The organism is Winogradskyella epiphytica (assembly GCF_003217215.1).
Taxonomy (GTDB): domain Bacteria; phylum Bacteroidota; class Bacteroidia; order Flavobacteriales; family Flavobacteriaceae; genus Winogradskyella; species Winogradskyella epiphytica.
On the sequence record NZ_QJTD01000001.1, the window covers coordinates 225867 to 251909 of the forward strand.

Annotated in this window: 21 protein-coding genes and 1 tRNA gene; 10 read left to right on the forward strand and 12 right to left on the reverse strand. The window is 34.0% G+C overall.

Annotated features, from left to right (window positions below; genetic code table 11):
* Positions 1-6: 6 nt before the first annotated feature.
* The gene (locus DFQ11_RS01000) at positions 7-2184 is read right to left on the reverse strand and encodes a carboxy terminal-processing peptidase (RefSeq protein ID WP_110473775.1); all 2178 of its coding nucleotides are present in this window, start codon (positions 2182-2184) and stop codon (positions 7-9) included.
* Between the two features lie 255 nt (positions 2185-2439).
* On the opposite strand from DFQ11_RS01000, the gene surE reads away from it, so the two are divergent.
* The 5 genes from surE (at position 2440) to DFQ11_RS01025 (ending at position 7333) form a co-directional block, all read left to right on the forward strand.
* Entirely contained in the window at positions 2440-3207 is a 768-nt protein-coding gene (gene surE / locus DFQ11_RS01005; protein WP_110473776.1) for a 5'/3'-nucleotidase SurE, read from the forward strand.
* 57 nt (positions 3208-3264) lie between these two features.
* On the forward strand, positions 3265-3549 hold the full coding sequence (locus DFQ11_RS01010; protein ID WP_110473777.1) for a hypothetical protein: 285 nt from the start codon (positions 3265-3267) through the stop codon (positions 3547-3549).
* Position 3550: 1 nt separating this feature from the next.
* The gene (gene lpxB / locus DFQ11_RS01015) at positions 3551-4663 is read left to right on the forward strand and encodes a lipid-A-disaccharide synthase (protein ID WP_110473778.1); all 1113 of its coding nucleotides are present in this window, start codon (positions 3551-3553) and stop codon (positions 4661-4663) included.
* Positions 4664-4760: 97 nt separating this feature from the next.
* Positions 4761-5270 carry a C40 family peptidase gene (locus DFQ11_RS01020; RefSeq protein WP_110473779.1) on the forward strand — a complete coding sequence of 170 codons (510 nt, stop codon included), beginning with the start codon at positions 4761-4763 and terminating at the stop codon, positions 5268-5270.
* Positions 5271-5302: 32 nt separating this feature from the next.
* Positions 5303-7333, forward strand: coding sequence for a ComEC/Rec2 family competence protein (locus tag DFQ11_RS01025; protein ID WP_110473780.1), 2031 nt, complete (start codon positions 5303-5305; stop codon positions 7331-7333).
* Positions 7334-7340: 7 nt separating this feature from the next.
* Here the strand turns inward: DFQ11_RS01025 and DFQ11_RS01030 are convergent, their stop codons facing one another.
* The 4 genes from DFQ11_RS01030 to DFQ11_RS01045 form a co-directional block, all read right to left on the reverse strand.
* On the reverse strand, positions 7341-7889 hold the full coding sequence (locus DFQ11_RS01030; RefSeq protein WP_189342981.1) for a thioredoxin family protein: 549 nt from the start codon (positions 7887-7889) through the stop codon (positions 7341-7343).
* An 86-nt stretch (positions 7890-7975) separates the two neighbouring features.
* Positions 7976-10057, reverse strand: coding sequence for a peptide MFS transporter (locus DFQ11_RS01035; protein ID WP_110473781.1), 2082 nt, complete (start codon positions 10055-10057; stop codon positions 7976-7978).
* 47 nt (positions 10058-10104) lie between these two features.
* A complete protein-coding gene (locus tag DFQ11_RS01040; protein WP_110473782.1) occupies positions 10105-11691 on the reverse strand; it encodes a peptide MFS transporter in 1587 nt (528 codons plus the stop codon).
* 11 nt (positions 11692-11702) lie between these two features.
* Positions 11703-13877: a S9 family peptidase gene (locus DFQ11_RS01045; RefSeq protein WP_110474793.1), complete on the reverse strand. Its 2175-nt coding sequence runs from the start codon at positions 13875-13877 to the stop codon at positions 11703-11705.
* Between the two features lie 282 nt (positions 13878-14159).
* Between DFQ11_RS01045 and DFQ11_RS01050 the strand changes: the two genes are divergently transcribed.
* The gene (locus tag DFQ11_RS01050) at positions 14160-15506 is read left to right on the forward strand and encodes a hydroxymethylglutaryl-CoA reductase, degradative (protein WP_262508280.1); all 1347 of its coding nucleotides are present in this window, start codon (positions 14160-14162) and stop codon (positions 15504-15506) included.
* 46 nt (positions 15507-15552) lie between these two features.
* Entirely contained in the window at positions 15553-16488 is a 936-nt protein-coding gene (locus tag DFQ11_RS01055) for a GYDIA family GHMP kinase (protein WP_110473784.1), read from the forward strand.
* 123 nt (positions 16489-16611) lie between these two features.
* Here DFQ11_RS01055 and DFQ11_RS01060 read toward each other — a convergent pair whose 3' ends face one another.
* The 7 genes from DFQ11_RS01060 to DFQ11_RS01090 form a co-directional block, all read right to left on the reverse strand.
* Positions 16612-18759: a peptidylprolyl isomerase gene (locus DFQ11_RS01060; protein ID WP_110473785.1), complete on the reverse strand. Its 2148-nt coding sequence runs from the start codon at positions 18757-18759 to the stop codon at positions 16612-16614.
* 260 nt (positions 18760-19019) lie between these two features.
* Positions 19020-20309 (reverse strand): hemolysin family protein, encoded by a 1290-nt coding sequence (locus DFQ11_RS01065; RefSeq protein ID WP_110473786.1) that lies wholly within the window; start codon positions 20307-20309, stop codon positions 19020-19022.
* A 3-nt stretch (positions 20310-20312) separates the two neighbouring features.
* Positions 20313-20504: an LPXTG cell wall anchor domain-containing protein gene (locus DFQ11_RS01070; RefSeq protein ID WP_110473787.1), complete on the reverse strand. Its 192-nt coding sequence runs from the start codon at positions 20502-20504 to the stop codon at positions 20313-20315.
* Positions 20505-20537: 33 nt separating this feature from the next.
* Positions 20538-21113 (reverse strand): LPS export ABC transporter periplasmic protein LptC, encoded by a 576-nt coding sequence (gene lptC / locus DFQ11_RS01075; RefSeq protein ID WP_110473788.1) that lies wholly within the window; start codon positions 21111-21113, stop codon positions 20538-20540.
* Positions 21113-22507, reverse strand: a complete 1395-nt coding sequence (locus tag DFQ11_RS01080; protein WP_110473789.1) for a tetratricopeptide repeat protein — start codon at positions 22505-22507, stop codon at positions 21113-21115. Before DFQ11_RS01080 ends, lptC begins: the two co-directional genes overlap by 1 nt.
* Positions 22508-22521: 14 nt before the next feature.
* Positions 22522-23844 carry a hypothetical protein gene (locus DFQ11_RS01085; RefSeq protein WP_110473790.1) on the reverse strand — a complete coding sequence of 441 codons (1323 nt, stop codon included), beginning with the start codon at positions 23842-23844 and terminating at the stop codon, positions 22522-22524.
* Complete coding sequence (locus DFQ11_RS01090; RefSeq protein ID WP_110473791.1) at positions 23844-24572, reverse strand: type III pantothenate kinase; 729 nt, start codon at positions 24570-24572, stop codon at positions 23844-23846. The genes DFQ11_RS01085 and DFQ11_RS01090 overlap by 1 nt, the downstream gene beginning before the upstream one ends.
* Before the next feature lie 103 nt (positions 24573-24675).
* Between DFQ11_RS01090 and DFQ11_RS01095 the strand changes: the two genes are divergently transcribed.
* From DFQ11_RS01095 to DFQ11_RS01105, 3 genes are all read left to right on the forward strand, one after another.
* Positions 24676-24751 (forward strand) — tRNA-Phe (locus tag DFQ11_RS01095).
* A 184-nt stretch (positions 24752-24935) separates the two neighbouring features.
* A complete protein-coding gene (locus tag DFQ11_RS01100; RefSeq protein ID WP_110473792.1) occupies positions 24936-25457 on the forward strand; it encodes a YqiA/YcfP family alpha/beta fold hydrolase in 522 nt (173 codons plus the stop codon).
* 20 nt (positions 25458-25477) lie between these two features.
* Positions 25478-25777 carry a cyclic-phosphate processing receiver domain-containing protein gene (locus DFQ11_RS01105; RefSeq protein ID WP_110473793.1) on the forward strand — a complete coding sequence of 100 codons (300 nt, stop codon included), beginning with the start codon at positions 25478-25480 and terminating at the stop codon, positions 25775-25777.
* The last annotated feature ends 266 nt before the right edge of the window (positions 25778-26043 follow it).

The window sequence follows — 26043 nt, forward strand, 5'->3', positions numbered from 1 at the left end:
TATGTATTAATTCTTTACCGAATTTGCAACGTTACTTTCTATAGCCTTCGACCTTTTTAAATCGTGAAGCACGTTAATCGCCTCTTCAACGTAAACATCTTTAGATAAAGCAGTATGCCAGCGATCACGTTTCTCCCTAAGTACTGAGTCTTGTTCCATGAGCTTCACTTCATATGGCAATGAGGTAAAGGTTAAGTTGGTTGTATATTCAGATAACTGTGAGAAGCGCTTTGCTTCTTCTTCATTAATTTCCATTGCTTTTTTATACTCCTCATAGTTTAAGGAATAATTTTCTCGATCTCTTATTTTTTTCACCCATTGTGCGTTAGCATCAATCAGCTTTAGCTGCTCATTAGCCGCCATTCGCTCTTTACTTTTAGAAATCGTTGTATCGTAATCCCAGTAATTATCCCAAACGGTATAATCTGCAGCATCAATTTTATCCCAAGGCAATGGGTTTTCTTGATCCTTCTCTCCGATATTAATATAGCTATAACGGTCTGGAACTACCACATCACTCTTCACTCCTTCTAATTGTGTTGAGCCACCATTAATTCTATAAAACTTTTGAGTGGTGAATTTTAATGCTCCCATATCACCCTTGGTATTATTTCTCACCATACGGTTTAAATCGAAAACAGTTTGAACGGTTCCTTTTCCATAAGTTTGCTTACTACCAATAACAATACCTCTCTTATAATCTTGCATTGCCGCTGCTAAAATTTCCGAAGCGGAAGCTGATAATTCATTCACCAAAATCACCAATGGACCATCCCAAACAATAGACTTATCTTTATCTTTAAGAACTTCTTTAGCTTCACCAGTTGTTTTCACTTGAACAATTGGGCCATCTTCAATAAACAATCCTGCAATATCTACTACGGTTTGTAGTGAACCACCGCCGTTATTTCTAAGATCCATTACCAAGCCTTCAATACCCTCTTCTTTTAATCTTAAAATCTCTTGTTTAATATCTGAGGCTGCATTTCTCTCATTATAATCTTCAAAACTGATGTAAAATTTTGGAAGGTTAATAACGCCAAACAATTGCCCATCTTTTTCAACAACAGACGACTTAGCATAAGTTTCCTCTAATTCAACAACGTCTCTTTTTATAGATATATCTTGAATGGTTCCATCTACCTTTTTTAAGGTTAATACCACAACTGTTCCTTTTGGACCCTTGATGTATTTGATTGCATCCTCTAAACGCATTCCAACTACATTCACCGACTCTTTTTCATCCCCTTGTCTTACTTTTAGAATTTGGTCACCGACTTCCAATTCGTTAGCTCTCCATGCGGGTCCACCACTAATAATTTCATTGACCATTATACCGTCAATCTTTTTTTGCAAACGAGCACCTATTCCTTCAAACTTCCCTGAGATATCTCTATCAAAACGCTCCTTGTCCTCTGGGGCGAAATAAAATGTATGTGGATCGAACTCTTCTACAATAGCATTAATATAAACGGCAAACCAATCGTTACGAGTTCTATCATCAATATAATCGTAAAGCTCGTCAAGAGACTTTTTAGTCGTCAATCTTGCTTCTGCTTCTATTTCTTTTAAGGTTTTTTTCTTGTTAGACTTAGGCTTCTCAATTTCCTCCGAAGTATCCTTATCTATTATGTTATTCGATTCTAGTTCCTTTTTTAGGTTTGTCTTCCCTTCGTCATAATTAGCAATTGTAGAAAACTTAAGTTGCTGTCTCCAACGTTCTTTCATCTCACGTTTATTGGCTACATAATTAAGTTTTTTATAATCTGCATTATATTCTTCCTTTTTAGTATAATCAAAAGGCTTCTCTAAAATTTCCGTGTAAATTGCTTTAGACTCTGCTATTCTTTGAAGCAAACGCTCATGCGTCAAATTGAAAAATGACACATCATATGCTCTAATTTGATCATCTATTTTATCCTTGTAAGCACTAAACTCCTCAATATCTGAAGCATAGAAATAGCGTTTAAAAGGATCTATATTATTCAAATAATCATCAAATACATTGGCTGAGAAATTATCATCAATATCTTTAGGTTCAAAATGCCCTTGATCTAATAAATATGTAATTAACTGTATGAGTAACTTATCTTTATCTGGATCGTCAAATGTCTTGCTCGTAAAACTACAGGATGCAAATGCTATGAGCAGTGCGAGTAGTAAAAATTTATAATTCCCTTTCATGTTATCGTATTTTATATTGTTGTGCTGAAAAATGATTGTACCAATGTAGATTGTTTTTAAAACTGAAACAAATTGTTGGCTTTATTCATTTTCCTTTTCTTTAAGATTAATAAGTAGGTTTTCAATATTTCACTAAAATAGACGAAAAAACCGTGCCATAAAAAATAGCGACACTAATTTTTTGTTAAAGCCAATAACATCCTTGAAACAAAGCCTTTTTTAGTATTTTTACGGTTCACTAAAACTTTGTACGAAATGTCTACGCGCCCTTTAATTCTTGTCACCAATGATGACGGCATAACCGCACCTGGTCTACGCACCTTAATCTCTGTAATGAACACCATTGGAGATGTGGTAGTCGTAGCACCTGACAGTCCGCAAAGCGCCATGGGACATGCCATTACCATCAACTCAACTTTACACATGGAGAAAGTGACTATAGATGGCAAACAACCTGAATATAGTTGCTCTGGCACGCCTGCCGACTGTGTAAAATTAGCGGTCAACGAAATTTTAGGAAGACGACCAGATATCTGTGTCTCGGGAATTAATCACGGCTCCAATTCCTCAATTAACGTGATATATTCAGGAACTATGAGCGCCGCCTTAGAAGCTGGAATTGAAGGCATTCCCGCTATTGGATTTTCACTTTTAGATTATAATTGGGGAGCGAATTTTGAACATTGCAAAACTTATGTGGAGACCATCACTAGACAAGTTCTAGAAAATGGTTTACCTGAAGGCGTGGTTCTTAATGTGAATATTCCAAATTTAGATAAAGACAAAATCAAAGGCATTCGAGTTTGCCGACAAGCTCGTGCTAACTGGAGAGAAAAATTTGATAAGCGAACGAATCCTTCTGGACGTGATTATTATTGGCTATCTGGTGAATTCGTTAATATGGATAAGGGTGAAGATACTGATGAATGGGCCTTAGAGCACGGTTATGTTTCTTTAGTTCCTGTTCAGTTCGATTTAACAGCACATCACACCATACAAAAATTAAATACTTGGAATCTGTAACCGATTACAATATTGACTAACATAATTAAATAACATCCGAAATAAATTCGGCATAGAATGAAGAAAGAAATTTTAATAGGTTTTGCAGTTGGCGTTATCGCCGCTGTTTTTGGCTTTATTTTCGCAATCCAAATTTTTGGTAAGTCAGATGATTGGGGCGTTGTAATTCAACAGGCAATTTCACAAGGCTTTTTTACCAAACTTATGAGTATAGGTGCTCTTTTAAATTTAGGAGCATTTTTTATCTTTTTAAAGAAAAATAAAGACCTCAGAGCCAAAGGCGTTTTAATAGCTACTGTTCTCATATTAATTACCACCATGATAATTAAATTCACGAATTAAGATGAGGTATTATATCATTGTTGGCGAAGCTTCGGGCGACCTACATGGTTCCAATCTTATGAAATCGTTGTTCAAACAAGATGAGCAAGCCGACATAAGGTTTTGGGGAGGTGATCTTATGCAAAGTGTAGGCGGTGAATTGGTCATGCACTATAAGGAACGCCAATTTATGGGTTTTGCTGAAGTGATTTTTAATATTAAAAAGATCTTAGGCCTGATTAAATTCTGTAAATCAGATATTGAAAAGTTTCAACCAGACGTCATCATTTTTATCGATAATTCGGGATTTAATCTAAGAATTGCAAAATGGGCCAAAGAACAGAACTTTAAAACACATTACTATATCTCGCCTCAAGTATGGGCTTCAAGAGCAAGTAGAGTTGAAAAGATCAAACGCGATGTAGATGCTATGTATTGTATTCTTCCGTTTGAAAAAGAGTTTTATAAACAATATAATTACGAAGTTAATTTTGTTGGTCACCCATTAATTGATGCTATTGCAGACCGACCTCAACTGAAAGTTGAAGACTTCAGAAAAGAGCACAAATTAAGCGAACAACCGATTATTGCCTTATTACCGGGAAGTCGAAAACAGGAAATTACGAAAATGCTTGGTGTCATGCTGAGTTTGGTTGAAGACTTTAAAGACTACCAATTTGTAATTGCCGGTGCTCCAAGTCAAGATTATGAATTTTATAAGCCTTTTATTAAGCAAGAAAATATTAAGTTCATTTCTAATAAAACTTATGATTTATTAAGTATTTCTTATGCCGCATTAGTGACTTCAGGAACAGCGACATTAGAAACGGCACTATTTAAAGTACCTCAGGTAGTTTGTTATAAGGCGAATGCCATTTCGTATCACATTGCAAAACGCATTATTACGCTAAAGTTCATTTCCCTTGTGAATTTAATAATGGATCGCGAAGTAGTCACAGAATTAATTCAAGGCGATTTAAACAAAAAGAGACTTAAAAAGGAACTAACAGCCATATTAGATACTAAAAAACGTGAAGAACTCTTTTTAGAATATTTCGAATTGGAAAAAATATTAGGAAGTCGAGGAGCTAGTGATACCACAGCTAAATTGATTTACGAGGCCATTAAAAATTAAATGGTGATTTCAATTTGAATAGTATCATAAATCTTATAATTTAGACCTTATTCCAAATCATTAGAATTATCAGTTCTACAAAAGCAAATCCTATAGCATGAAACAACTCTTACCTATACTTTTATTACTACTGCTTGCAAGCAGCTGTAAATCTAAAAAATCGTATTCTTCGAAGAGTAGACAAACTCATACCATAGATGTAAAAACAACAGCAAAACCTACTAAAGAGGCTGAAAAAATCGTCAAATATGCCCAAACTTTTGATGGAACACGCTATAAATACGGCGGTACAACAAAACGCGGAATGGATTGTTCTGGTTTAATTTACACGAGTTATAAAGAACATGATATCAGTTTACCAAGATCTACATCTGGACTAAAAAGCGCAGGGACTTGGATAGACATCAAAGAAGTTAATGTTGGAGATTTGGTATTCTTTGCAACCGGCAAAAATAGTCGTAAAGTGAATCACGTTGGTATTGTGACGAATGTGAGACCTGGCAACGTTGAATTTATTCACGCTTCAACAAGTAGAGGTGTTATGACATCTTCTTTAGCTGAAAAATATTGGTACTTTGCTTTCGTACAAGCGAGACGCGTACTCTAAGCACTTATTTACTATATTAGCAACTGAATATCATGCAGTTACTAAATTTCACCATAATAAAATTAACCATTTGTTTGGTTGTTGGAATTCTATTGGCTCATTACCTAAATTTAGATTTCCAAACGGTCGTATTAATTACCATAGGAGTTGTTATACTATTAGGAATTTATTGGCTAACTATTAAATCTAAAATCAGCAGATCGCCTGTTTTCGGATGTTTAGCGTTTTTGGCGTTGGCTGGAATTGGAATGACATCCTATTATATCCAAGACGAAAAACTTCGACCGAATCATTATACAAACTTAAACCCATCAGACTCTCTTAGCGTCCTAACACTTCAGATTAGAGAACGATTAAAACCCGATGCTTATAATGATAAGTATATTGCTAAAATTATAGCATTTAACAAAGAACAAGCTACTGGGCAGGTATTAGTAAACTTCAGACACGATAGTGGTCTTAAGCACTATAATGTTGATGATATTATTTTCACATCTACGGAATTACAAGAGGTACAACAGCCATTAAATCCACATCAATTTGATTATAGAAGCTATTTAGAATTAAATCAAGTGTATCATCAGGTTTATCTTAAATCTGACGAAGTATTACAACTCTCAAATTCAAAGATTTCGATTTATGGTTATGCCGATCATCTTCGGACTAAAATTAATGCTAAACTTACTGCCTCTGGATTTAAGAGTGATGCACTCAGTATTATGAATGCTTTATTATTAGGTCAACGACAAACAATTGACAAAAGCATTTATAATAATTATGTGAATTCTGGCACTATTCACATTTTAGCAGTTTCAGGACTACATGTGGGTATTATACTCTTAATACTTGATTTCCTTTTGAATCCATTACTTCGACTTAAAATTGGCCGAATTATAAAACCTATAATTTTAGTAGCGTTCTTATGGTGCTTTGCGGTGATAGCTGGCCTGTCACCTTCGGTGACTAGAGCCGTAACTATGTTTAGCATATTGAGTATTGCCATGCATCTTAAACGACCGACGAATATTTATAATACTTTAGTCATTTCCGCATTTTTTATATTACTCGTGAAGCCAACTATGCTATTTGCTGTTGGCTTTCAGATGAGCTATTTAGCGGTTCTTGGCATTGTAAGTGTTCAACCATTAATTTACAAGCTTTGGCAGCCGAGGTATTATATTCCACACAAATTTTGGCAAATTTTCACAGTGACGTTAGCAGCACAAATTGGAGTTGTTCCCATTAGCCTTTTCTATTTTCATCAGTTCCCTGGACTGTTTTTCATTTCGAATCTCGTTGTTATTCCATTTTTAGGAATCATACTTGGATTTGGCCTATTAATTATAGCGTTAGCTTTATTAAATGTATTGCCGCACATCCTAGTTCTAGCCTATAGTTTTATTATTGATTCCTTAAACGATTTCATAGCATGGATAGCTCAATTTGAAGCATTTCTATTTAGAGATATCCCATTTTCTTTGACACATGTGCTGTTCTCTTATCTGATAATAATCGCTTTAATACAGTTCTTCAAGCATCCAAATTTTAAATGGCTAATGGTAAGCCTTATTGGGATTATAAGCTTTCAATGCTTTTACTTTTATAACAAATTCAAGACTAGAAACGATGCCTTAATTGTTTTTAATAAGAGTCGGTATTCCCTTCTAGGACAAATTCAGAATAATAGAATTAATGTTTATCACAATTTGGATTCTGCTAGTTTCAGCTCAGATAATATTTTGAAAAACTACAAAGTTGGAGAGTCTATTCGTGAGATAACTTCCGATAGTTTGCATTCTGTTTTTATGCATAAGAATAAAACGCTACTTATTATTGATAGTATGTCTGTTTACAAAGGCCTCTCCTTTCAACCTAATTATATCTTATTAAGAAACTCACCTCGACTCAATCTCAATAGAGTTATAGACAGTTTAAAACCACAGAAAATAATAGCAGATGCTAGTAATTATAAATCTTATTTAAAACGATGGAAGGCGACATGTGAGGCCAAAAAAATCCCTTTCCATCAAACGAATGAAAAGGGAGCATTTATACTTGATTAAATCTAGTTTATTCTTTAAATGTTGGCTTGAATGACTTATAGTATTCATTAAACTGTTCCTGACTTGTCATTTCTTTATGGCTATCGCTTTCAAACAACTTTAAATACAATTCTAATTGTTGTGGTTTTAAATAACCCGACACAGGCGTAATAAAATTTCCAGTTTCATCAAAGAACACCATAGTTGGATAGGCTTGCACTCTTAAAAATCGTGAGAATTGATGCGCACTATTTCTTCTGTTGGCCTTTGCAGGATCATAATTGGGGTTACTAAACTCTTGCCCTTTATAAGTTACCTTGTCATTCCCTTCTGCATTAAATTTTACCGCGTAATAATGTTTATTAATGTAATCGGCAACATCTTTATTTTGAAAGGTGTTTTTATCTAACATTTTACACGGCCCACACCAGTTGGTATAAACGTCCATAAAAATCTTTTTAGGTTCTTTTTTTTGAAGTTCTAAAGCTTCTTCTAAAGTTACCCAATTAATCTCTTGTGCTATTGCCGCTATTGAAAAGGCAAAAATAGCTATTAGTCCAAAGGTTATTTTTTTCATCATAATCGTTTTGTAGCAAACAATGGGCCGAACTTACAAAAAATGCTCCTAAAGAGGAGCATTTTTGATATTTTTAACGGTATTGTTTAACGAACACCGTGCATTAGTTTCTTAAGTAATGGGTTTAATAAAGTGATTACTAAACCAGCAACTACAGGGATAATAGTAAAGATTAAAAAGAATGTAGATAGACTATATTCCTCTTGTATTTGAGTTACCATCCCTCCTAAAGAAGCAGCTATCTTATTACCAATCGCAATAGCTAAATACCACATTCCAAACATTAGGGCGATCATTCTAGCTGGAACTAGCTTACTTACATAAGATAGTCCAACAGGAGATAAACAAAGCTCCCCTATAGTATGGAAAAGATATGCTAAAATCAGCCAAATCATACTTACACGAACAACACCAGCTTCTGCTCCTTGAGGAATAAAGCTAGAGCCATAAGCTAAAACAGCAAAACCAATCCCCATTACAAACAGACCTAAGCCGTACTTTTGAGCAGCTGATGGGTTATATTTACTTTCCCACCATCTAGAAAAGAATGAAGCAAATGCAATAATAAAGAATGAGTTTAAAATACTAAACCAAGATACTGTAATTTCAACTTCATTTTCCTTTACTTCTGCCACTTTTCCAACAACCACCTGAGACTTAAGGCCTTTAGCGGCATAGTCTGAAGCTAATTTACTTTGCTTCTCTTCATCTAAGTATTGATATTTCCCTAACTCTAAATGTGCTCCAACAGGCTGTCCTATTGCTAACTCATTGTTAGAAGATATACTTAATATTTGTGTTTCAGTTGTTTCACCTGGCTTTAATGGACGAGCTTCTGTAATAGGCTCATAAACCACCTGTTTTTTTCCATCAACAACCTGTTCTACTGCTACAGCCTGGTATTGCACATCGTAAGATTTAGTTGAAAAATCTTGTGCAAGCATCCAAATAACTATACCCCATACAAGTGCGAAACATAGCGCTAAAACAACATTACTTCCTGGAATTTTACTGAAAGATTGTTTCTTTAATAAGTACAATACCCAAGTGATAATCATTAAAGGAATAACGGTTAATAATGTATTAACTATATTGAAAATTAACGCTGCATTACCTGTTAAAACTCTATCAGTATAATCTCTAGCGAAAATAACCATTGATGTTGCTGCTTGTTCAAAAGGAATGAAAAACAACACTGTAAAGAAGGCAAATATAATTACTGCAATCATTCTATCTCTAACCACTTTTTCATATCGAACAATACGTCCAATAACAAGAAAAAGAAATAAAGCCATTCCTATTAATGTAATTACTAATGGACCTGACAAGGTATCTTTAGAAAAGATAAATTCTTCAGGTAGAAGGTTTAATCCACCAATCTTTGAAACTGGGTCATTAATTAAGTAAAGTAATCCAATTATAGAAGTTACAACGATTAGAGCCTTGTCTAAAGTTGTGAATTTGTTTTCTTTATAATCTTTAACTTCCGCAGCTTTCTCTTCTTTAGTTTGGCGTTTTGGTGCAGCACCAATTTTACCAAAAAGAGGTTTAGCTAACAAGAATTGTAAGGTTCCAAATAGCATAAATACTCCGGCTAACCCGAATCCCCATGACCATCCAACACGTTCTGCTAAATAACCACAAAGCATCATTCCGAAGAAAGCACCTGCATTTACACCCATATAGAAAATAGTATAAGCACCATCTTTTTTCTCAGGTAAATAGGTATACATTTCGGAAATAATAGACGTGATATTCGGCTTAAAGAAACCAGTACCAATCACCAACAAAGCTAAGCCCATATATAATGAAAACTCTGTTTCAAATGCCATAGATGCATGTCCTAAGGTCATAATAACACAACCGATTAGTACTGCCCAACGATATCCGGTAAATTTATCAGCTATTACACCACCTAGGATTGGTGTTAAATAGAGTAAACCAGCATAGGTTCCAAAAAGTGCCCCAGCATTTTCTGCTGTCCACTCCCAACCTGGATTACTTCCAATAACGGCCATTGTAAGGAAGTTAATCAATAGCACCCTCATACCGTAGAATGAGAATCTTTCCCACATTTCAGTAAAAAAGAGTACAAATAGTCCTGCAGGATGACCTAATACTTTACTTTTAAAAAATTCGTCATGCTGAGACGTATCAACTGTTGCCATAGTTAAAAATGGGTTTATCTTCAAGTTAGTTTAGTGATTTTTAAGAATTAATTAATTCCGTGCATCATTTTCTTTAATTTAGGATTTAATAGCAATAAAATCACTGCTGCTCCCATAGGAATTGCCGCAATAATTAAGAAGAAAGTTGACATAGAGTATGTTTCAGATATTTTATCAATATAAGATCCTGTCATTCCAGCAATAAAGTTTGCTATAGCAGAAGCTGTAAACCATAATCCGAATAATAATCCTGCTAAACGTTTTGGAGATAATTTTGAAACATAAGATAATCCCACTGGTGATAAACAAAGTTCTCCTGTTGTATGAAAGAAATATGCTAAAATTAACCAGATCATACTTACGGATGCCGATGTTGCTCCTTGTGGAATACTGTTAGCTCCTAACGATAACACCACGAAACCTACTCCTACTAAAGCTAATCCCATAGCAAATTTAACAGGTCCAGATGGATTCCATACTTTCTCCCATAACTTACTAAAAGACGAAGCTAAAGTAATAATGAAGAACGAATTTAAAATCTGAAACCAAGAAACAGTTACTTCTGTTTGCTCAAGGCTAAATTCTCTGTACACTTTCCAAACACCTAATATCCAAATAAGAACAAAAGATATGGCTGTAAAAATGATAGTTAAAGGATACGCTTTATAAATTTTCTTGCCTAAGCCATAAAGTACCCAAGTAACAATTATAATTGGGAAAATAGTTAAAATAGCATCTACCCATTTAAATATGGTTCCTGTGCTACCTTCTAAAACTCTTTGTGTATAATCTTTAGCAAAAACAGTCATAGACCCTCCTGCTTGCTCAAAAGCAAAAAAGAAAAAGATACTCGCAACCATTAACACTCCCACTACAACTAATCTATCTCTTACAACGTTAGGTGCTAATACTTCTTCATCAGACTCTTCTGCTATTTTTTCTAATTCTTCTTTTGTGTGTTTTTCTGGTTTCGCCCCAATATCTCCAAAGATTTTTGTACCAAAGTAAAACTGTAACATTCCGAATAGCATGAATACTCCTGCTAATCCGAATCCATAATGCCACCCTATTTTTTCACCGATATATCCACATAGTAACATTCCTAAGAAAGCACCTGCATTAATACCCATATAGAAAATAGTATAACCTGCATCTTTTTTAGAACTTGAATCTGGATATAAATTCCCTACCATAGAAGAGATATTCGGTTTAAATAAACCATTTCCTAAAATCATAAGTACTAAACCTGCATAGAAGAAATATGGGTTAATCCCTTCAAAAGCCATAGATAAATGCCCTAATGTCATTACCAAAGCTCCTAATAATATTGCTTTTCTAAATCCTGTGAATTTATCTGCAATAATACCCCCTAATAGCGGAGTTAAGTAAACTAAACCTGTATACCAAGCATATAACTGCATAGCATCGGCATTGTCCCATTCCCAACCTCCTGCAGCTATTTCTGTAATTAAGAATACCGTTAATAAGGCGCGCATTCCATAATAGCTGAATCGTTCCCACATTTCTGTAAAAAATAATATGAACAACCCTGCTGGGTGCCCCATTACCATTTTATCGTCAATACCTTTATTCGCGAGATGCGCAATTAACGCTGGATCTTGTTCCTGGCTCATAAGTTCTGTTTTTATAGGTTTTCTTTAATATAGTTAGTCATTTTGGTGTATAAATGTAACCTGGTATTCCCACCGTAAATACCATGATTTTTATCTGGATAAATCATCCATTCAAATTGCTTATTGGCCTGAACTAAGGCTTCAACCATAAGCATTGTATTTTGTACATGTACATTATCATCTGAAGATCCATGAATCAATAAATAGTTACCTTTCAATTTATCTACATGGTTAATAGGTGAATTTTCGTCATAACCACTTGGATTCTCTTGCGGAGTAGTCATATAACGCTCTGTATAAATAGTGTCATAAAATCTCCAACTTGTTACTGGTGCAACAGCAATAGCCATTTTAAACACATCGTTTCCTTTTAATAAAGCATTACTACTCATAAATCCGCCGTAGCTCCAACCCCAAATTCCGATTCTTGAGGCGTCAATATAGTCGCGTTGACCTAAGATTCTTGCGGCTTCGATTTGGTCTTCTACTTCGTATTTACCTAATTCTTTTTGAGTCACTTTTTTAAATTCAGCGCCTTTAAATCCTGTCCCTCTTCCATCGATACAAACCACAATATAACCTTGTTGTGCTAAAAGTTGGTGCCAATAATCGTTAGCACTGTTCCAACGGTTAGCTACTTGCTGTGAACCTGGACCTGAATACTGAAACATGAATAATGGATATTCCTTATTCGGATCGAAGTTAGCTGGTTTCATCGTCCACATATTCAAATCATTTCCATTTACCGCAATCGTTCCAAATTCCTTTTCAGACAGTACATAGCTTTCTAATTGCTTAGACAAAGCCTTGTTGTCCTTGATTTGCTTTACAAGCTTACCTGATTTTGAATTGTGAAGTGTATATTCTTGAGGTGTTGTAGCACTTGAATAGGTATTGATAAAATAAGTGAAATCCGCACTAAAAGAAGCACTATTTGTACCTTCCTTTTCAGTTAGCCTCTTCTTATTTTTACCATTTAATTTAATAGAATATACATCTCTATTAATCGATCCATTTTCAGTTGATTGATAATAAATTGTATTTGCCTTTTCATTAAAACCATAATAATTGGTGACTTCCCAATTCCCTTTTGTCACTTGTTGAATGAGCTTTCCTTCTTTTGAATAGTGGTAGATATGATTGTATCCATCTCTTTCACTTGTCCAAATAAAACTATTATCCTCTAAAAACGTAAGGTTGAAAGTTACATCAATATAAGCTTCATCCTTTTCAGCTAATACTACTTTTGAAGTTTTAGTTTTGGTATTTATCATCCAAAGGTCTAATTCATTTTGATGACGATTCGTGTATTGAACACTTAAGACATCAGCATCATTCGTCCATTTTAACCTCGGAATATAAAAGTCATGATAAGCTTTATCCACTTTTAACTCTTCCACCTTTTTAGAATTAAGATCATAAAGATGTAATGAAACTTTAGAGTTGGCCTCTCCAGCTTTAGGATATTTAAACACATGTTGAGTTTGATACAAATCAGAACCATAAACGTCCATAGAGAACTCAGGAACGTCAGTTTCATCGAATCTAATAAATGCAATTTGATTACTTTCAGCATTCCAATCAAACGCTCTTACAAAAGAGAATTCCTCTTCATAAACCCAATCCGTGATGCCGTAGATAATTTTATTCTTTTCACCATCTGTAGTAACCTGCTCTACGTTTCCAGAGTTTAAATCCTTAACGTATAAATTGTTTTCAAATCCGTAAGCAACTTTAGTCCCATCAGGTGATAATGTTGGCTCTTGTATCAAATCTTCAGACACCTTCGTCAACTTTTTAGAAGCTATATCGTAGATATAATAATGCCCCAAAGTAGATCTTCTAAAAACGGGGATATTATCCGTAGTTAAAATCACTTTCGATTCGTCCTTGCTGAATGAATAATTAAGAAATCTTTGAATCTCTGGAATATCTTCAGAAGACACCAATGTTTTCACCTTCTTTAAGGTTTTATAATCATAAATATCTATAGTGGATGCTCCCGATTGGCGATCAAAATTCAAAACTGAATATTGGTTTCCGTTAGCCATTGAATGCAAAGCTTGCATTCCTTCTGTTCTAAATTGGCCGTTCCAAATCTCTTGAAGTGTGATTTGTTTGTCTTGACCAGTTACTAACGCTGTAATTAAAAAGCCAAAAATGGCCACAATGGATCTCAATTTCATAAAATATAAACTCATTTAATGAATAGTTTTCGGGTGTCCGAAAAAGCTATTCAATTGAAAATAACTTTTACAGTTTTAAAATATCAAACTAAAGTTCTCGCTAAAATAAGGGAATTAGTTCAATTCACCATTTTGAATGTTCTAATCGATCAGATTTAACAAAATAGCAGGTCTATAAAAAAGCAAGGCCAAGTTTACTAAAAATTATGGAAAAAATCGCTTTTATTAACAGTAAATCGGCATTTGCAGTCCATTATACTCGCATTTTATGGCAATCCTAGTATCTTTGTCTTTTCAAAAAATAAAACCCACATGCGCAATACCATTTCTGGCTTTTCTAAGTTTTCAAAATCTGAAAAAATCGAATGGCTTTTAAACACTTATTTCTCAGATAAAGACAGTGCAAGAACTCTAGTTCAACGCTATTGGAATACCGATGAAAAACTTCAGAAGTTACACGATGAATTTATTGAAAACACCATAACCAATTATTATTTACCTCTCGGTGTTGCTCCAAATTTTTTAATTAACGATACCTTCTACACCATTCCTATGGCGATTGAAGAAAGTTCGGTTGTTGCTGCTGCTAGTAAAGCCTCTAAATTTTGGTTAAATCGTGGCGGTTTTAAAGCCGAAGTCTTATCTACAGAGAAAATTGGTCAGGTTCATTTTATTTATAAAGGTGATTTTGAAAAACTTCAATCATTTTTTGCACATGTAAAACCTAAGCTGATTAGCGAAACCGCTTCTATTACCAAAAACATGGAACGTCGTGGTGGAGGGATTTTAGATATTGAATTGCGCGACAAGACTTCAGATTTACCTAATTACTATCAGCTCCACGCCACATTTGAAACTTTAGATGCCATGGGTGCGAATTTTATTAATTCGTGCTTGGAACAATTTGCTTCGACTTTTAAAAACGAAGCACAATCTTTTGAAAACTTTACGACTGAAGAAAAGAATATTTCTATTGTTATGAGTATTCTTTCTAATTATGTTCCGCAATGTTTAGTGAGAGCAGAAGTGTCTTGTAAGGTTGAAGATTTAAAGAGTAAGGATATTCCAAATCCTGAAGAGTTTGCTCAAAAATTCAAACAAGCGGTTCAAATTGCCGAAGTAGAAACCTACAGAGCAGTTACACATAACAAAGGTATCATGAATGGTATTGACGCCGTTGTTTTAGCCACAGGAAACGATTTTAGAGCCGTTGAAGCCGGAGTGCATGCCTATGCTTCAAAAGACGGAAAATACAGCAGCTTAACACATTGCTCTGTAGAGAATGGTATTTTTAAATTTTGGATAGAAATACCATTAGCTTTAGGAACGGTTGGTGGATTAACGAGTTTACATCCTCTGGTGAAGTTTTCTTTAGAAATGCTTCAGAAACCAACAGCTAAAGACTTAATGAAGATTGTGGCTGTTGCAGGATTAGCACAAAATTTTGCAGCTTTAAAATCTTTAACGACAACAGGAATTCAAGAAGGACATATGAAGATGCACTTAATGAATATCCTCAACCAGTTTGAAGCTACCGAAACTGAAAAAGTGAAGCTCATTGAGCATTTTAAAAAGAATGTTGTTACACATAGTGCCGTAGTGGAAGCCATAGAGCGTATTCGTAAATAAATCTTAATAATGCTGAGCTCATCAGTATCATTTTAAATAGCAACTATTGAAATCGGAGTCCTTAACATATAGAAGTCACGGAAAATTATTGCTCACTGCTGAGTATGCCGTTTTGGATGGCGCCAAAGCTTTAGCTATTCCAACTACATATGGACAAAGTTTAAATGTTGCATCTAATTCTAAGTCAAATCAAATCCATTGGAAAAGTTATAATGAATTGGGGGAGGTTTGGTTTGAAGATGTATTTACAATCGAAAACACGACGACCACGTTTAATATAAGTTCCACTTCACAGAACGCTATTTCCAAACGACTTATTGAAATATTCAATGCCATACGACACTTAAATTCAGAATTTCTAAATACGAATACAGGCTTTACTATTTCTACATATCAAGATTTCAATCGACTTTGGGGTCTAGGCACCTCTTCTACTTTAATTAATAATTTTGCAGATTGGGCTCAGGTTGATGCCTTTGAACTCTTAGAAAGAACTTTTGGAGGAAGCGGTTATGATATCGCTTGCGCTCAAAATAATACTCCGATTAGCTTTCAGCTTCAATCTCAGGACAAACCTTTGGTAAAACCTGTAGATTTTCAACCCTCATTTAAAGATCAGCTATATTTTGTTTACTTGAATCAAAAGCAAAATAGTAGGGATGGTATTTCAGCTTATAAAAAACATAATAAAATTAATTCTGATATCATAAATCAGCTTAATTCTATTACCGAATTAATGATTAAATGTTCATCATTAGAGGAGTTTCAACAACTCATTGAAACTCATGAATTAATCATTGCACATCTGATAAATCAAACGCCAATCCAAACCAGATTATTTTCAGATTTCAGCGGCAGTATAAAAAGTTTAGGTGCTTGGGGAGGTGACTTTATTATGGCAACTTCAAAGGAAAATCCTTCAGCCTATTTCAATAGTAAGGGCTTAGAGACGATCATTTCTTATAATGATATGGCATTATAGAGTACCTATTCACTAAATTATTCCAAAGACTTTCTATCTCAATCGTCAGCAGCACTCAAGTTAGAGCATAAAAAAATGGCTTCACATTTCTGTAAAGCCATTCTTAATTTTATTGCTATTGGTTTAGTAAACCGTTTTAGCTCTGTTATCTTCGATTTCAGCTGCATTTTCTAAAGCGGTATAAACTTTAGACTGTACACCATTACGACGCTCTGAATTCAATCTATTCATCATTGCGTTATAGTTATCTAATTTAGCTGCTTCAGTAATTTTAGTTACTTCAACCACATAAACACCTTTATCACCATCGATTGGCTTCGATGTTGTACCTTCTGCTAAACCAAATGCAGCACCAACCACTTTAGGCTCAACACCAGCTCCTGAAAGCGTTGTATTTTTAATAGTAAGCGCAGCCGCAGTTCTTACCGTTTGACCTTGATTACTTGCTATATCAGCTAAAGTTGTTCCTGTCAATTTCTCACGGATTAGTTTAGCTTTCTTTTCTTTTTTAATTTCCGGTAAAGCCGTTATTGAAGCGTCTTCAACACTCATTAGCCCTTTATCTTTTTTCTCTACTAATTTAGCAACGATAAATCCGAAATTAGACACTGGGAAGTTTTTGAAGGCTCCTGTTTTAGTATCTTCACTGAATGCCCATCTTACAACCTCTCTCTGACTTCCTAATCCTGGGATATTTTCATCTAACTCATTAAAAGTAATTGGCTTCACGGTTAAACCATTCTCTTCAGCTAAGGCATTAAAATCTCCATCTTTCGCAGCGATTTCAAATTTAGACATCTTGTTAAAAACGTCTTGTAGTGTTTCGTCAGAAGGCTCTACTTTACGTGCTAATGTTGCCACTTTAATAGCTTTATTAAAACTCTTTTGCTCTAAGATTTCAATAATATGGTATCCAAAAGAGGTTTGAACCACATCGATATCTCCAACTTTATTATCAAAGGCATAAGCTTTGAATTCTGGAGCCATTCCTGCTCTATAGTCGAACTCAATTTCACCATCTTGTTCATTACTTACTTTATCTGAAGATAATTCAAGTAAATCCATGAATTTAGTTCCAGCTTTAATTTTTGCAAAAATACTATCTGCAGTCGCTTTAGCTTGTTCAGGAGTCTTAGTCACACTTGCATCAGCTCTTTGACCACCAACATGAGGTACTAAAATATGACGTACTTTAACTGAATCTGGTAATTGTTTTGCCTCCAAAACCTTAGTTAATTTGTAAAACTCACCATCTTTATAAGGACCGTAGTAATCCCCTACATTTAAATTCAATAAAGTATCCTTAGCTACTGCTGGTAATTGATCAGCTCTTAAAAAAGCATCATTAAATTTTATGTCTGAATTAGAATTCACAAATTCCTCTATATCAGTTGCAGAATCAAATCCAGGAATAGTTTCAGTATTTTTACTGCTTTCATTATACTCAGTTCTATCTGATTTTAATGCTACTAATTCAGCTTTGATTTTGTCTTCGTCAGCGGCAGAAGGTGCTTCTTTAAATTCAACATAAACAACTTCTCTACTTGCATCTACTTCGTAAGTATCTTTGTGTTTCTTGATATAAGCTTGAATTTCACTTTTTGAAACTTCAACTTGATCATCAGAAATAGAAGTATAAGGAATTTGTACGTAACGGATATCAACTGTTTTTGCATCACCTAAATATTCAGCTTCTGCTTCAGCGATTGTAGTTACAATACCTGCTTTAATTAAGTTGTAATAAGTTTGTTGAATTGCATTAGTTGCAATTGTTTGCTCATTGTTTGTCCAGCTATCATAGTTAACAAGGAAGTTTCCTAATGGTGCAGTTTCGCCATTAAGATCTTTCAAGTTTGCGATATAAGCGTTTAAACGGTTGACATCAAAATTACCATTGGCATCTTGAAATTCAGGATATGAAGAAAAACTATTTTTTAATAAGTCTCTCATTTCGTCTTTTTCAACAGACAATCCTAATTTGTCGAATTCTGTTTCTAAAACAATTTTACGAAGCTCTTCATTGTAAATTGCATTCATAGATTGTGTAGAGGTCATTCTTCCACCTACTCTATCTTGGTAGTTTTTTACTTTTTGCTGAAACTCCATTCGGTTAATATCTTTCCCATTAACCGTTGCAATCACGTCTTGTGATCCACCAGTTAAAGCGTCAGAGTTTTTGAATAAATCTCCAATAACGAATGAAAATAAAGCTAATGCAATTACTAATATTAATATCAGCGAGCGTTGTCTAATTTTATTTAAAACTGCCATGTCTTTTTATATAGTCTTTAGTTTGGTATAAATAAGTCTGCGAAAATAGCATTTTATAGCAAATAATAAAAGTAGAACTGTAGTTTTTATAAGTGTTATCGGCAATATTCGAATTTTAGTTGTATTATCTATGTATAACACCACTTTTGCTTCAAATAAAGCACTTAATTTATATGTATTTTGATGTTAAATGGAACTTCACCTATAGGATAATTCGTTATGATTAGGCAAATTCTAGATTCGTAAGGATCTAATTTTGTTTAATCTACTTCTAAAACTTTAACGATTACTTCGTCGATTTTTGTGGAAGATACTTCGACAATTGTAAATTTAAAATGGTCTATAATAACATCGTCATTAACCTGTGGAATTTCTTCGGTAGCATTAACGATTAAACCACCCAAGGTTTCATAGTTTTCGCTCTCGGGAAGGTTTAATTTGAACACTTCATTGATATGATCTACTTCCAATCTTGCTGAAAATCTATAGGTATTTTCACTTAATTGTTCTTCTACTAGTTCAATTGTATCGTGTTCATCTTCAATTTCACCAAAGAGCTCTTCAATGATATCTTCAACCGTCATAATTCCCGCAGTACCACCATATTCATCAATAACCACAGCTATGCTTTTGCGTTTCCGAGTTAAAATATTTAGCACATCTTTAATAAGAATAGTTTCAGGAACAAAACCAACTGGAATGATGATTGACTTTATATTTTTTGGCTTTTTAAAGAGTTCGAATGAATGGACATAACCTAAAATATCATCGATACTATCTTTGTAAACAAGGATTTTAGTTTTTCCTGTTTCTATAAATAATTGTCTTAGATTTTCGATACTTTCAGAAATATCTACAGCCGTAATCTCTGTTCGAGGAATCATCACTTCACGGGCTTTGACATCCGAAAACTCTAATGCATTCTGAAATATTTGTATTTCACTATCAACATCTTCATGATCTTCAACGGACTCCATTTGCTCGCTGATATAATTCCCGAGCTCTACTTTAGTCATGGCCAAAACCACATCTTCGCCTTCCGCTCTAAATACATATTTTAATATGGCATCTGAAATCCAAATAATAAAATCTGACACCCAAGAAAACAATACATAAAATATATAGGTGGGAAGCGCCAAGACCTTTAATAGGGTATTCGCATAGATTTGAAAAAAGACTTTAGGTAAAAATTCTGCTGTAATTAAAATCACTAAAGTTGAAATTACAGTTTGTGAAAGTAATTGTAAATCTACAAGCATATAGGTTAAAGTAGAACTATCTGATGGCAACATGGATTGAAACCAATTCACCAACACTTCTCCCATTTTAAAACCATAGATAACTAAAGCAATATTATTACCTATGAGCATTGTAGCAATGTACTTAGAGGGCTTGGCCGTAAGTTTAGCTAGAACATTTCCTAAAAAGTCTCCCTGCTTTTTCTCAATTTCAATATGAATCTTATTAGAAGATACATAAGCGATTTCCATACCAGAGAAAAAAGCTGAAAGTATAAGGGTAATTATGATTATGACTATATCAGCAGTCATCGGTTACTTATTGTTACGATCTTCAATTTTCTTATTGAATCGTTTTCTAAAGAAAAACATAAATATGGCTAAAGCAGCAAGTCCTAATGAAATATAGGCTCCTGTACTGTCTTCTGACCATTTAGAAACCCCATCCCATATAAATAGTACGGCAAAAACTAGATAAGCCCATTGAAAAATCTTCTGTATTTTCATGTATTAAGTAATATGATTATTAAACAAAGATAGTTAATTATCAGTTTCGATAATTTCAAAGTCTCCACCCATTTCTAACATTTGGAAGTTCTTAAAATCTTTATCTGAATCGAAACCAATTCCGTGTAGCGGACCAACCGAACGTTTAAACAACCAAGGTTCGTTTGTAAACACCCATTGTAATTTTTGGTTATAGTATAACTGATCAGTAAACAAACTGTCCTTTTGATGGGTAGCTATAACCACATTTCCTCTTAAATCTATAATATTTGTATCGGTATAGAATATGGCGTAATCTGAGGTGATGGTGGTTTTATTGTTATTTGCATCGTAGGTTCTCAGCTCAATGCCATTAGGAAACTCCGAAAAGGCAAAACCACGATTAGAATAGTCAAGCATTTTAGGACTTAGAAGATTGGCTATTAACTTTACAGTATCATTTTTAAACTCCGTATATTTTAAGTCGATATGCTCTGCTTCACCTATGGGTTGATTTTGAAGGACCCCAACCTTTTGTATATCCTCAAAGTCATTTTTACATGAAAAAAACAAAGTCACAACAATTGCTGTGACTAAGTTTCTTATGATATGTAAATTGCTTTTACTCATTAAATGTTTGGAACAGTTACTGATCGGCCTATCCAACATCCTATTTTAATAGTTTGTCCAGCATTACCCTGAGTAAATATATCCGATTTCGATGGTGCACTTGCTCTATAGCTAGATGCTGTTTGAGAAGCAGTTGATTTTAAACGACCATCAACTCTACCCGCTTTTTCAGCTTCTATTGCAGCTAACCAAAATACCGCTCTTTTGTTAAAGTTGGTATCTCCACAGTTATTTGCACTTTTAGCATACATCGCAGAAATTCTTAAGTGAGGTAAACCATTTGAAGGGTTTAAATCTAGAGCTTCCATATATTGTTGTCTCGCTTTACCGAAATTTCCTCTCTTATAATTTTTCTCAGCTACTCGCATAACTAATTTCCATTTCTTTAATGGGTCAGTTTGTAATTGCAATGATTGCGCATAATATTTATCCGCTTCAGCCATATTACCTTGCTCTTCTTTTAATACACCTAAGTAATAAGCAGCATTTGCATCTGGCTCTACTTTATTCTTTTGCTCTACTAACTTTTCGAATAATGGTTCTTTAGTACAACCTTTCTCACCCATTTTATTCATAGCACGCTGTAACCAAACCGTATCTTCTTTGTGCTGCTCAAAATCCTTTTCATATAATGGTATTAACACTTCACAATTCGCTCTATCACCAAGCTTTTTATCCATACTACCAAGAATTTGGTTTTCAAACGCTTCTATATTTGAAAGAAAAGATGATCTATATCTTTCTTCTTTTTTACTAAGCTCTTGACCTGCCTCTTCTTTTTCAGCATACTCGTTTAATTTCGTTGTATACCCAGCGATAAGCCCATCTATAATTTCACTAACGTCATCATACTTATCAAACATTTTCTGCGCTTCTTCAGACGAATTAGAACCTGCATCATATAAATCTACTGCTAAAGAGAAATAGGTATATAGACCTACTGCACTTTTAAAGTTTTTAGCATCCTTTTTATAAGCTTCGTCAAACATATCGTAAACTTGCTTATCCGTCTTTTGAAGTTCTGTTCTATACTTATAAGCTAAATTTGCTTTATCAACTAAAACTTCACCAAGTTCATATCTCGATTCAAAATGCTCTCTACTTTGATCGTGTAGTAACATTAAGTCTTTAATATGTGCCACTTGTTCTGCCCCAGTTGAGTTTTCAATTTTATGCTTCAAAATTTTCTCTCCATGTACATAAATAGCTCTATTGAACTTTGGACATTTTTCACGGACTATTTTCCATGGTCCATAAGCTTCATCATATTTTTTGCTTTTCACATAGCTATCAAAAATTGATAGGTTGTTCATACATTCCTCATCTTGCTGAGCAAACCCTATGTTTACACTAGCAAAGAAAGCCAGTAGCAGTATAGTAATTCTCGTCATCATCTTTTGTTTTATTGTTAGTTATACTTCTTTTGTTTAAACCATCTAGAGTTTAAAGATAAACTTACACTGAAGTTTACAAAATTCTCTTGGATTAAGTTTTGATTAGTTGTTCCTCGCTTACCAAATTCAAAGCCAAAATTAGCATTTGAAAATAATCTTCGGTCTCCAACTGGTAAACCTAAACCAAAAGATATGCCAAACTCCTTTATTGTTTCATCTTTTACAACTAAACCTGTGTTAGCAAAGTTAAAACCTGCTCTATAAACTACACGTTTAAAGTAACCTGAAAACGCCTTATAGTCTGGGATATAGAAGCCTCCAACGGATACTTGAGAGGCATTTTCGAAGCTAGAAATTTGATTAGAAAAAACTGGATTAGAAAAATCACTTGTATTTTGAAGTGTATATTCTGCTCCTACAAACCATGATTGTGGTTCACCTATTCCCGCACCAAAAGATAAACGTGAAGGTAAAGTGAGTTTTGTTTCAGCTAAATTTTGCGCTTCTAAATCAACATCGATACTATTAGACTCAAATGTTACATCAAAATCATTAGCATCTAACGCTACTGTAGAAATTCTTCTTTCATTATCTGAGTTTAAGTCACTTCCTGGCGCATAGGTTGCTGTAGCCGACAACTCTAATTTATCAGAAATCTTCGTTTTATAAGCTAGACCAAAATTTAAATTAAGTCCACTCAAATCAGATCTATTATACTCCCTTGTTTGATATTGCACAAGTTCTCCTTCTGGCGTATATTTTACTTCTACCGCTGTGTTTTGGATATTTCCGAAGTTATAATTAAAGTCAACCCCAAAACTAAGTGAATTAGAAATTTGATAACCTACCCCTGCGAACACTCTATTTACGCCTCCTTCTCCTGTAAATCGGTTAACTAAAATATTGTCATTATTAACATCATCCATTTTATATCCTACAGATGTAAATGGTAATAATCCAAAGCCAAAACCAAATTTACCAATAGGAACTGACATAGCCACATATTCAAACATTGTGCTATTTGTTTTAGCATCAGCCGAATTACTTTTCATTTTAACGTCGGACATGGTACCAGCGACAGCAAATTTCACTGGTCTACTCTCTCCATCAAACGGAAAGGCTTCAACATTTTTACCCGCATATGAAGCTGGATTACGTAAATTAACGTGAGTACTATCTAAGTAAACACTGATACCTCCCATGCTTCGATTTTCTACAGTACCTTTAAATTTAAGACTTCCTATACCATAAAAAGAGTATGGTGAACCTGTTCCTTGCTGAGCAAAAGCCGCTGAACTTATAATTGTAATACAGATTACAATGAGTTTTTTTATCATTATTTTGAATTATATTCTAGAATGAAATTCAAACCGTCCAATAGAAAATTTGAATTCGCAAATATGCTATTTTTTAATTGGTTTGACAAAAATTTAGCGTCTCCTCCTGTTAAAATCACTGTTAAATCTGAGTAATCTTCCTGATATTGACCTATTACACCATCAATTTCTTGGACAATGCCATTAATTACACCAGAATGAATAGAGGATTCCGTAGAGTCTCCAATAATATGTTTTGGTTGCTCAGTATCTAATAACGGAAGATTTGCTGTTAAATTATTTAAAGACTTATATCGCAATCTAATGCCAGGTGAAATTGCTCCGCCTAAATAATGATTCTCTTTAGTCACAAAGTCGTAGGTAACACAGGTACCAGCATCAATAATTAAAACATTATTATTAGGGTATTTATCCACTGAGGCACTCACCAAAGCCATACGATCTACACCTAAAGTTTTTGGCGTTTGATACTTATTAATGAAAGGAAAGTTTAATTCTGAATTTAACAAAAGAACATTCATATCCTTTTTAATAAAAGATACGTGTTCTTTAGACGAATAACCCACCGAAGAAATAATAGCTTTTTTTAAATCTGGGAAGCTTTTCTTTACGATTTTGTATTGGTTTTCGAACTCAGAAAGCTCAAAACTCATTTTGTGAATTAAATTTTGCTTGTCGTAAACAGCAAATTTCACATACGTATTCCCCACATCTACAATAAGATTCATATAAATTTTTATTAGTTGCAAATTTATAAAATCAAATTTTAGTAAAATCTTTTTGTGTATATTAAAAATGCAACTATATTTGCAACCGCTTAACAAAGCAATTGGTGCCTTAGCTCAGTTGGTAGAGCAAAGGACTGAAAATCCTTGTGTCCCTGGTTCGATTCCTGGAGGCACCACCACTAAAAACCCGGACAAACGTCCGGGTTTCTTGGTTTTTACAGCTATCCTTATGCACACCCATTACCTCCTATCCTTACTTACAAGCAATCATTTATCCCATAAACTTGTTTAATAATTGAATAATTTATCTAGGATAAATAATTTATTAGTCGGAATTTTATATCCTAAAACTTACTACTTTATATGAAAATCTTATATATACACGGCTTAAAAGGCAGTTTAAACCCTGAAAAAAGGGCCATCTTAGAAAAATATGGCGAGGCCTTTTCACCATCCATTGATTATATGTCTGATTCAAGTGCCATAAACGGGTTAATCAACTCATTCCAATCAGAAGATATAGACGTCGTCATAGGAAGTAGTATGGGAGGATTTTCCGGATATTATGTTTCAAATGCATTTCAATGTCCCGCTCTACTGTTTAATCCTGCTTTGGCAGAACGTCCAGTTTTTCAGAATATTCCTGACATAGAACATAAAACAAGTGCATTCAAACAAATTGTTTTAGGAACTTTAGATGATGTCGTCGATCCTAAAAAAACGCTAAATTTTCTATCTAAAACTTTAGTACATAATCCCGAATTCAAAATAAATATCCATAATGATTTAGCACATCGGATTCCTCTCCCTGTTTTTGAAAAAGAAGTAAAGCTGTTTTTCGAAAACTTAAACATTAAAACTTCTAAAAAAAAAGACTCTTTTTAGATGATATACGATCCGTAGAGATGGTTTATGAAAAAACCTTTGAATCGGAATTCGATATTGTTAGATCCTATGATGACTTTGTCAACTACATTACCACTTATGGACTTCCTGAATTTATAAGTTTCGATAACGATCTCGGACTTGATGAAAATGGAAATCTCGCTCCCGACGGATTAGCGGCTGCAAAGTGGTTGGTCTACGAATCAGGCTTAGATTTAAGACGACTTCAATTTAAAGTACATTCTTCAAATCCTGTTGCCGCCAATCAAATTCAAGGACTATTGGATAATTATATTAAATTTTTAAACTCAAAGAATTAGTACAATTACCTCTTTGTTTTCAAGGTTTTAGTACAAACATAAATACGTTTAGAATCAACTATTTTTTTATAATTAACTAAATACTTTAGGATTATAAAAAATAAAATTTAATATTTATACCACTTATGAACAAGCAAGTTATTATTATCATTTCTATTATTAGCATCGCGATTATTTCTCGTTGCCAAGGGATGGTATAATAAATTCAAACATATAAATTTATTTAAGCCTTCCCTTTCGGAAGGCTTTTTTTATGCAAAAAATTA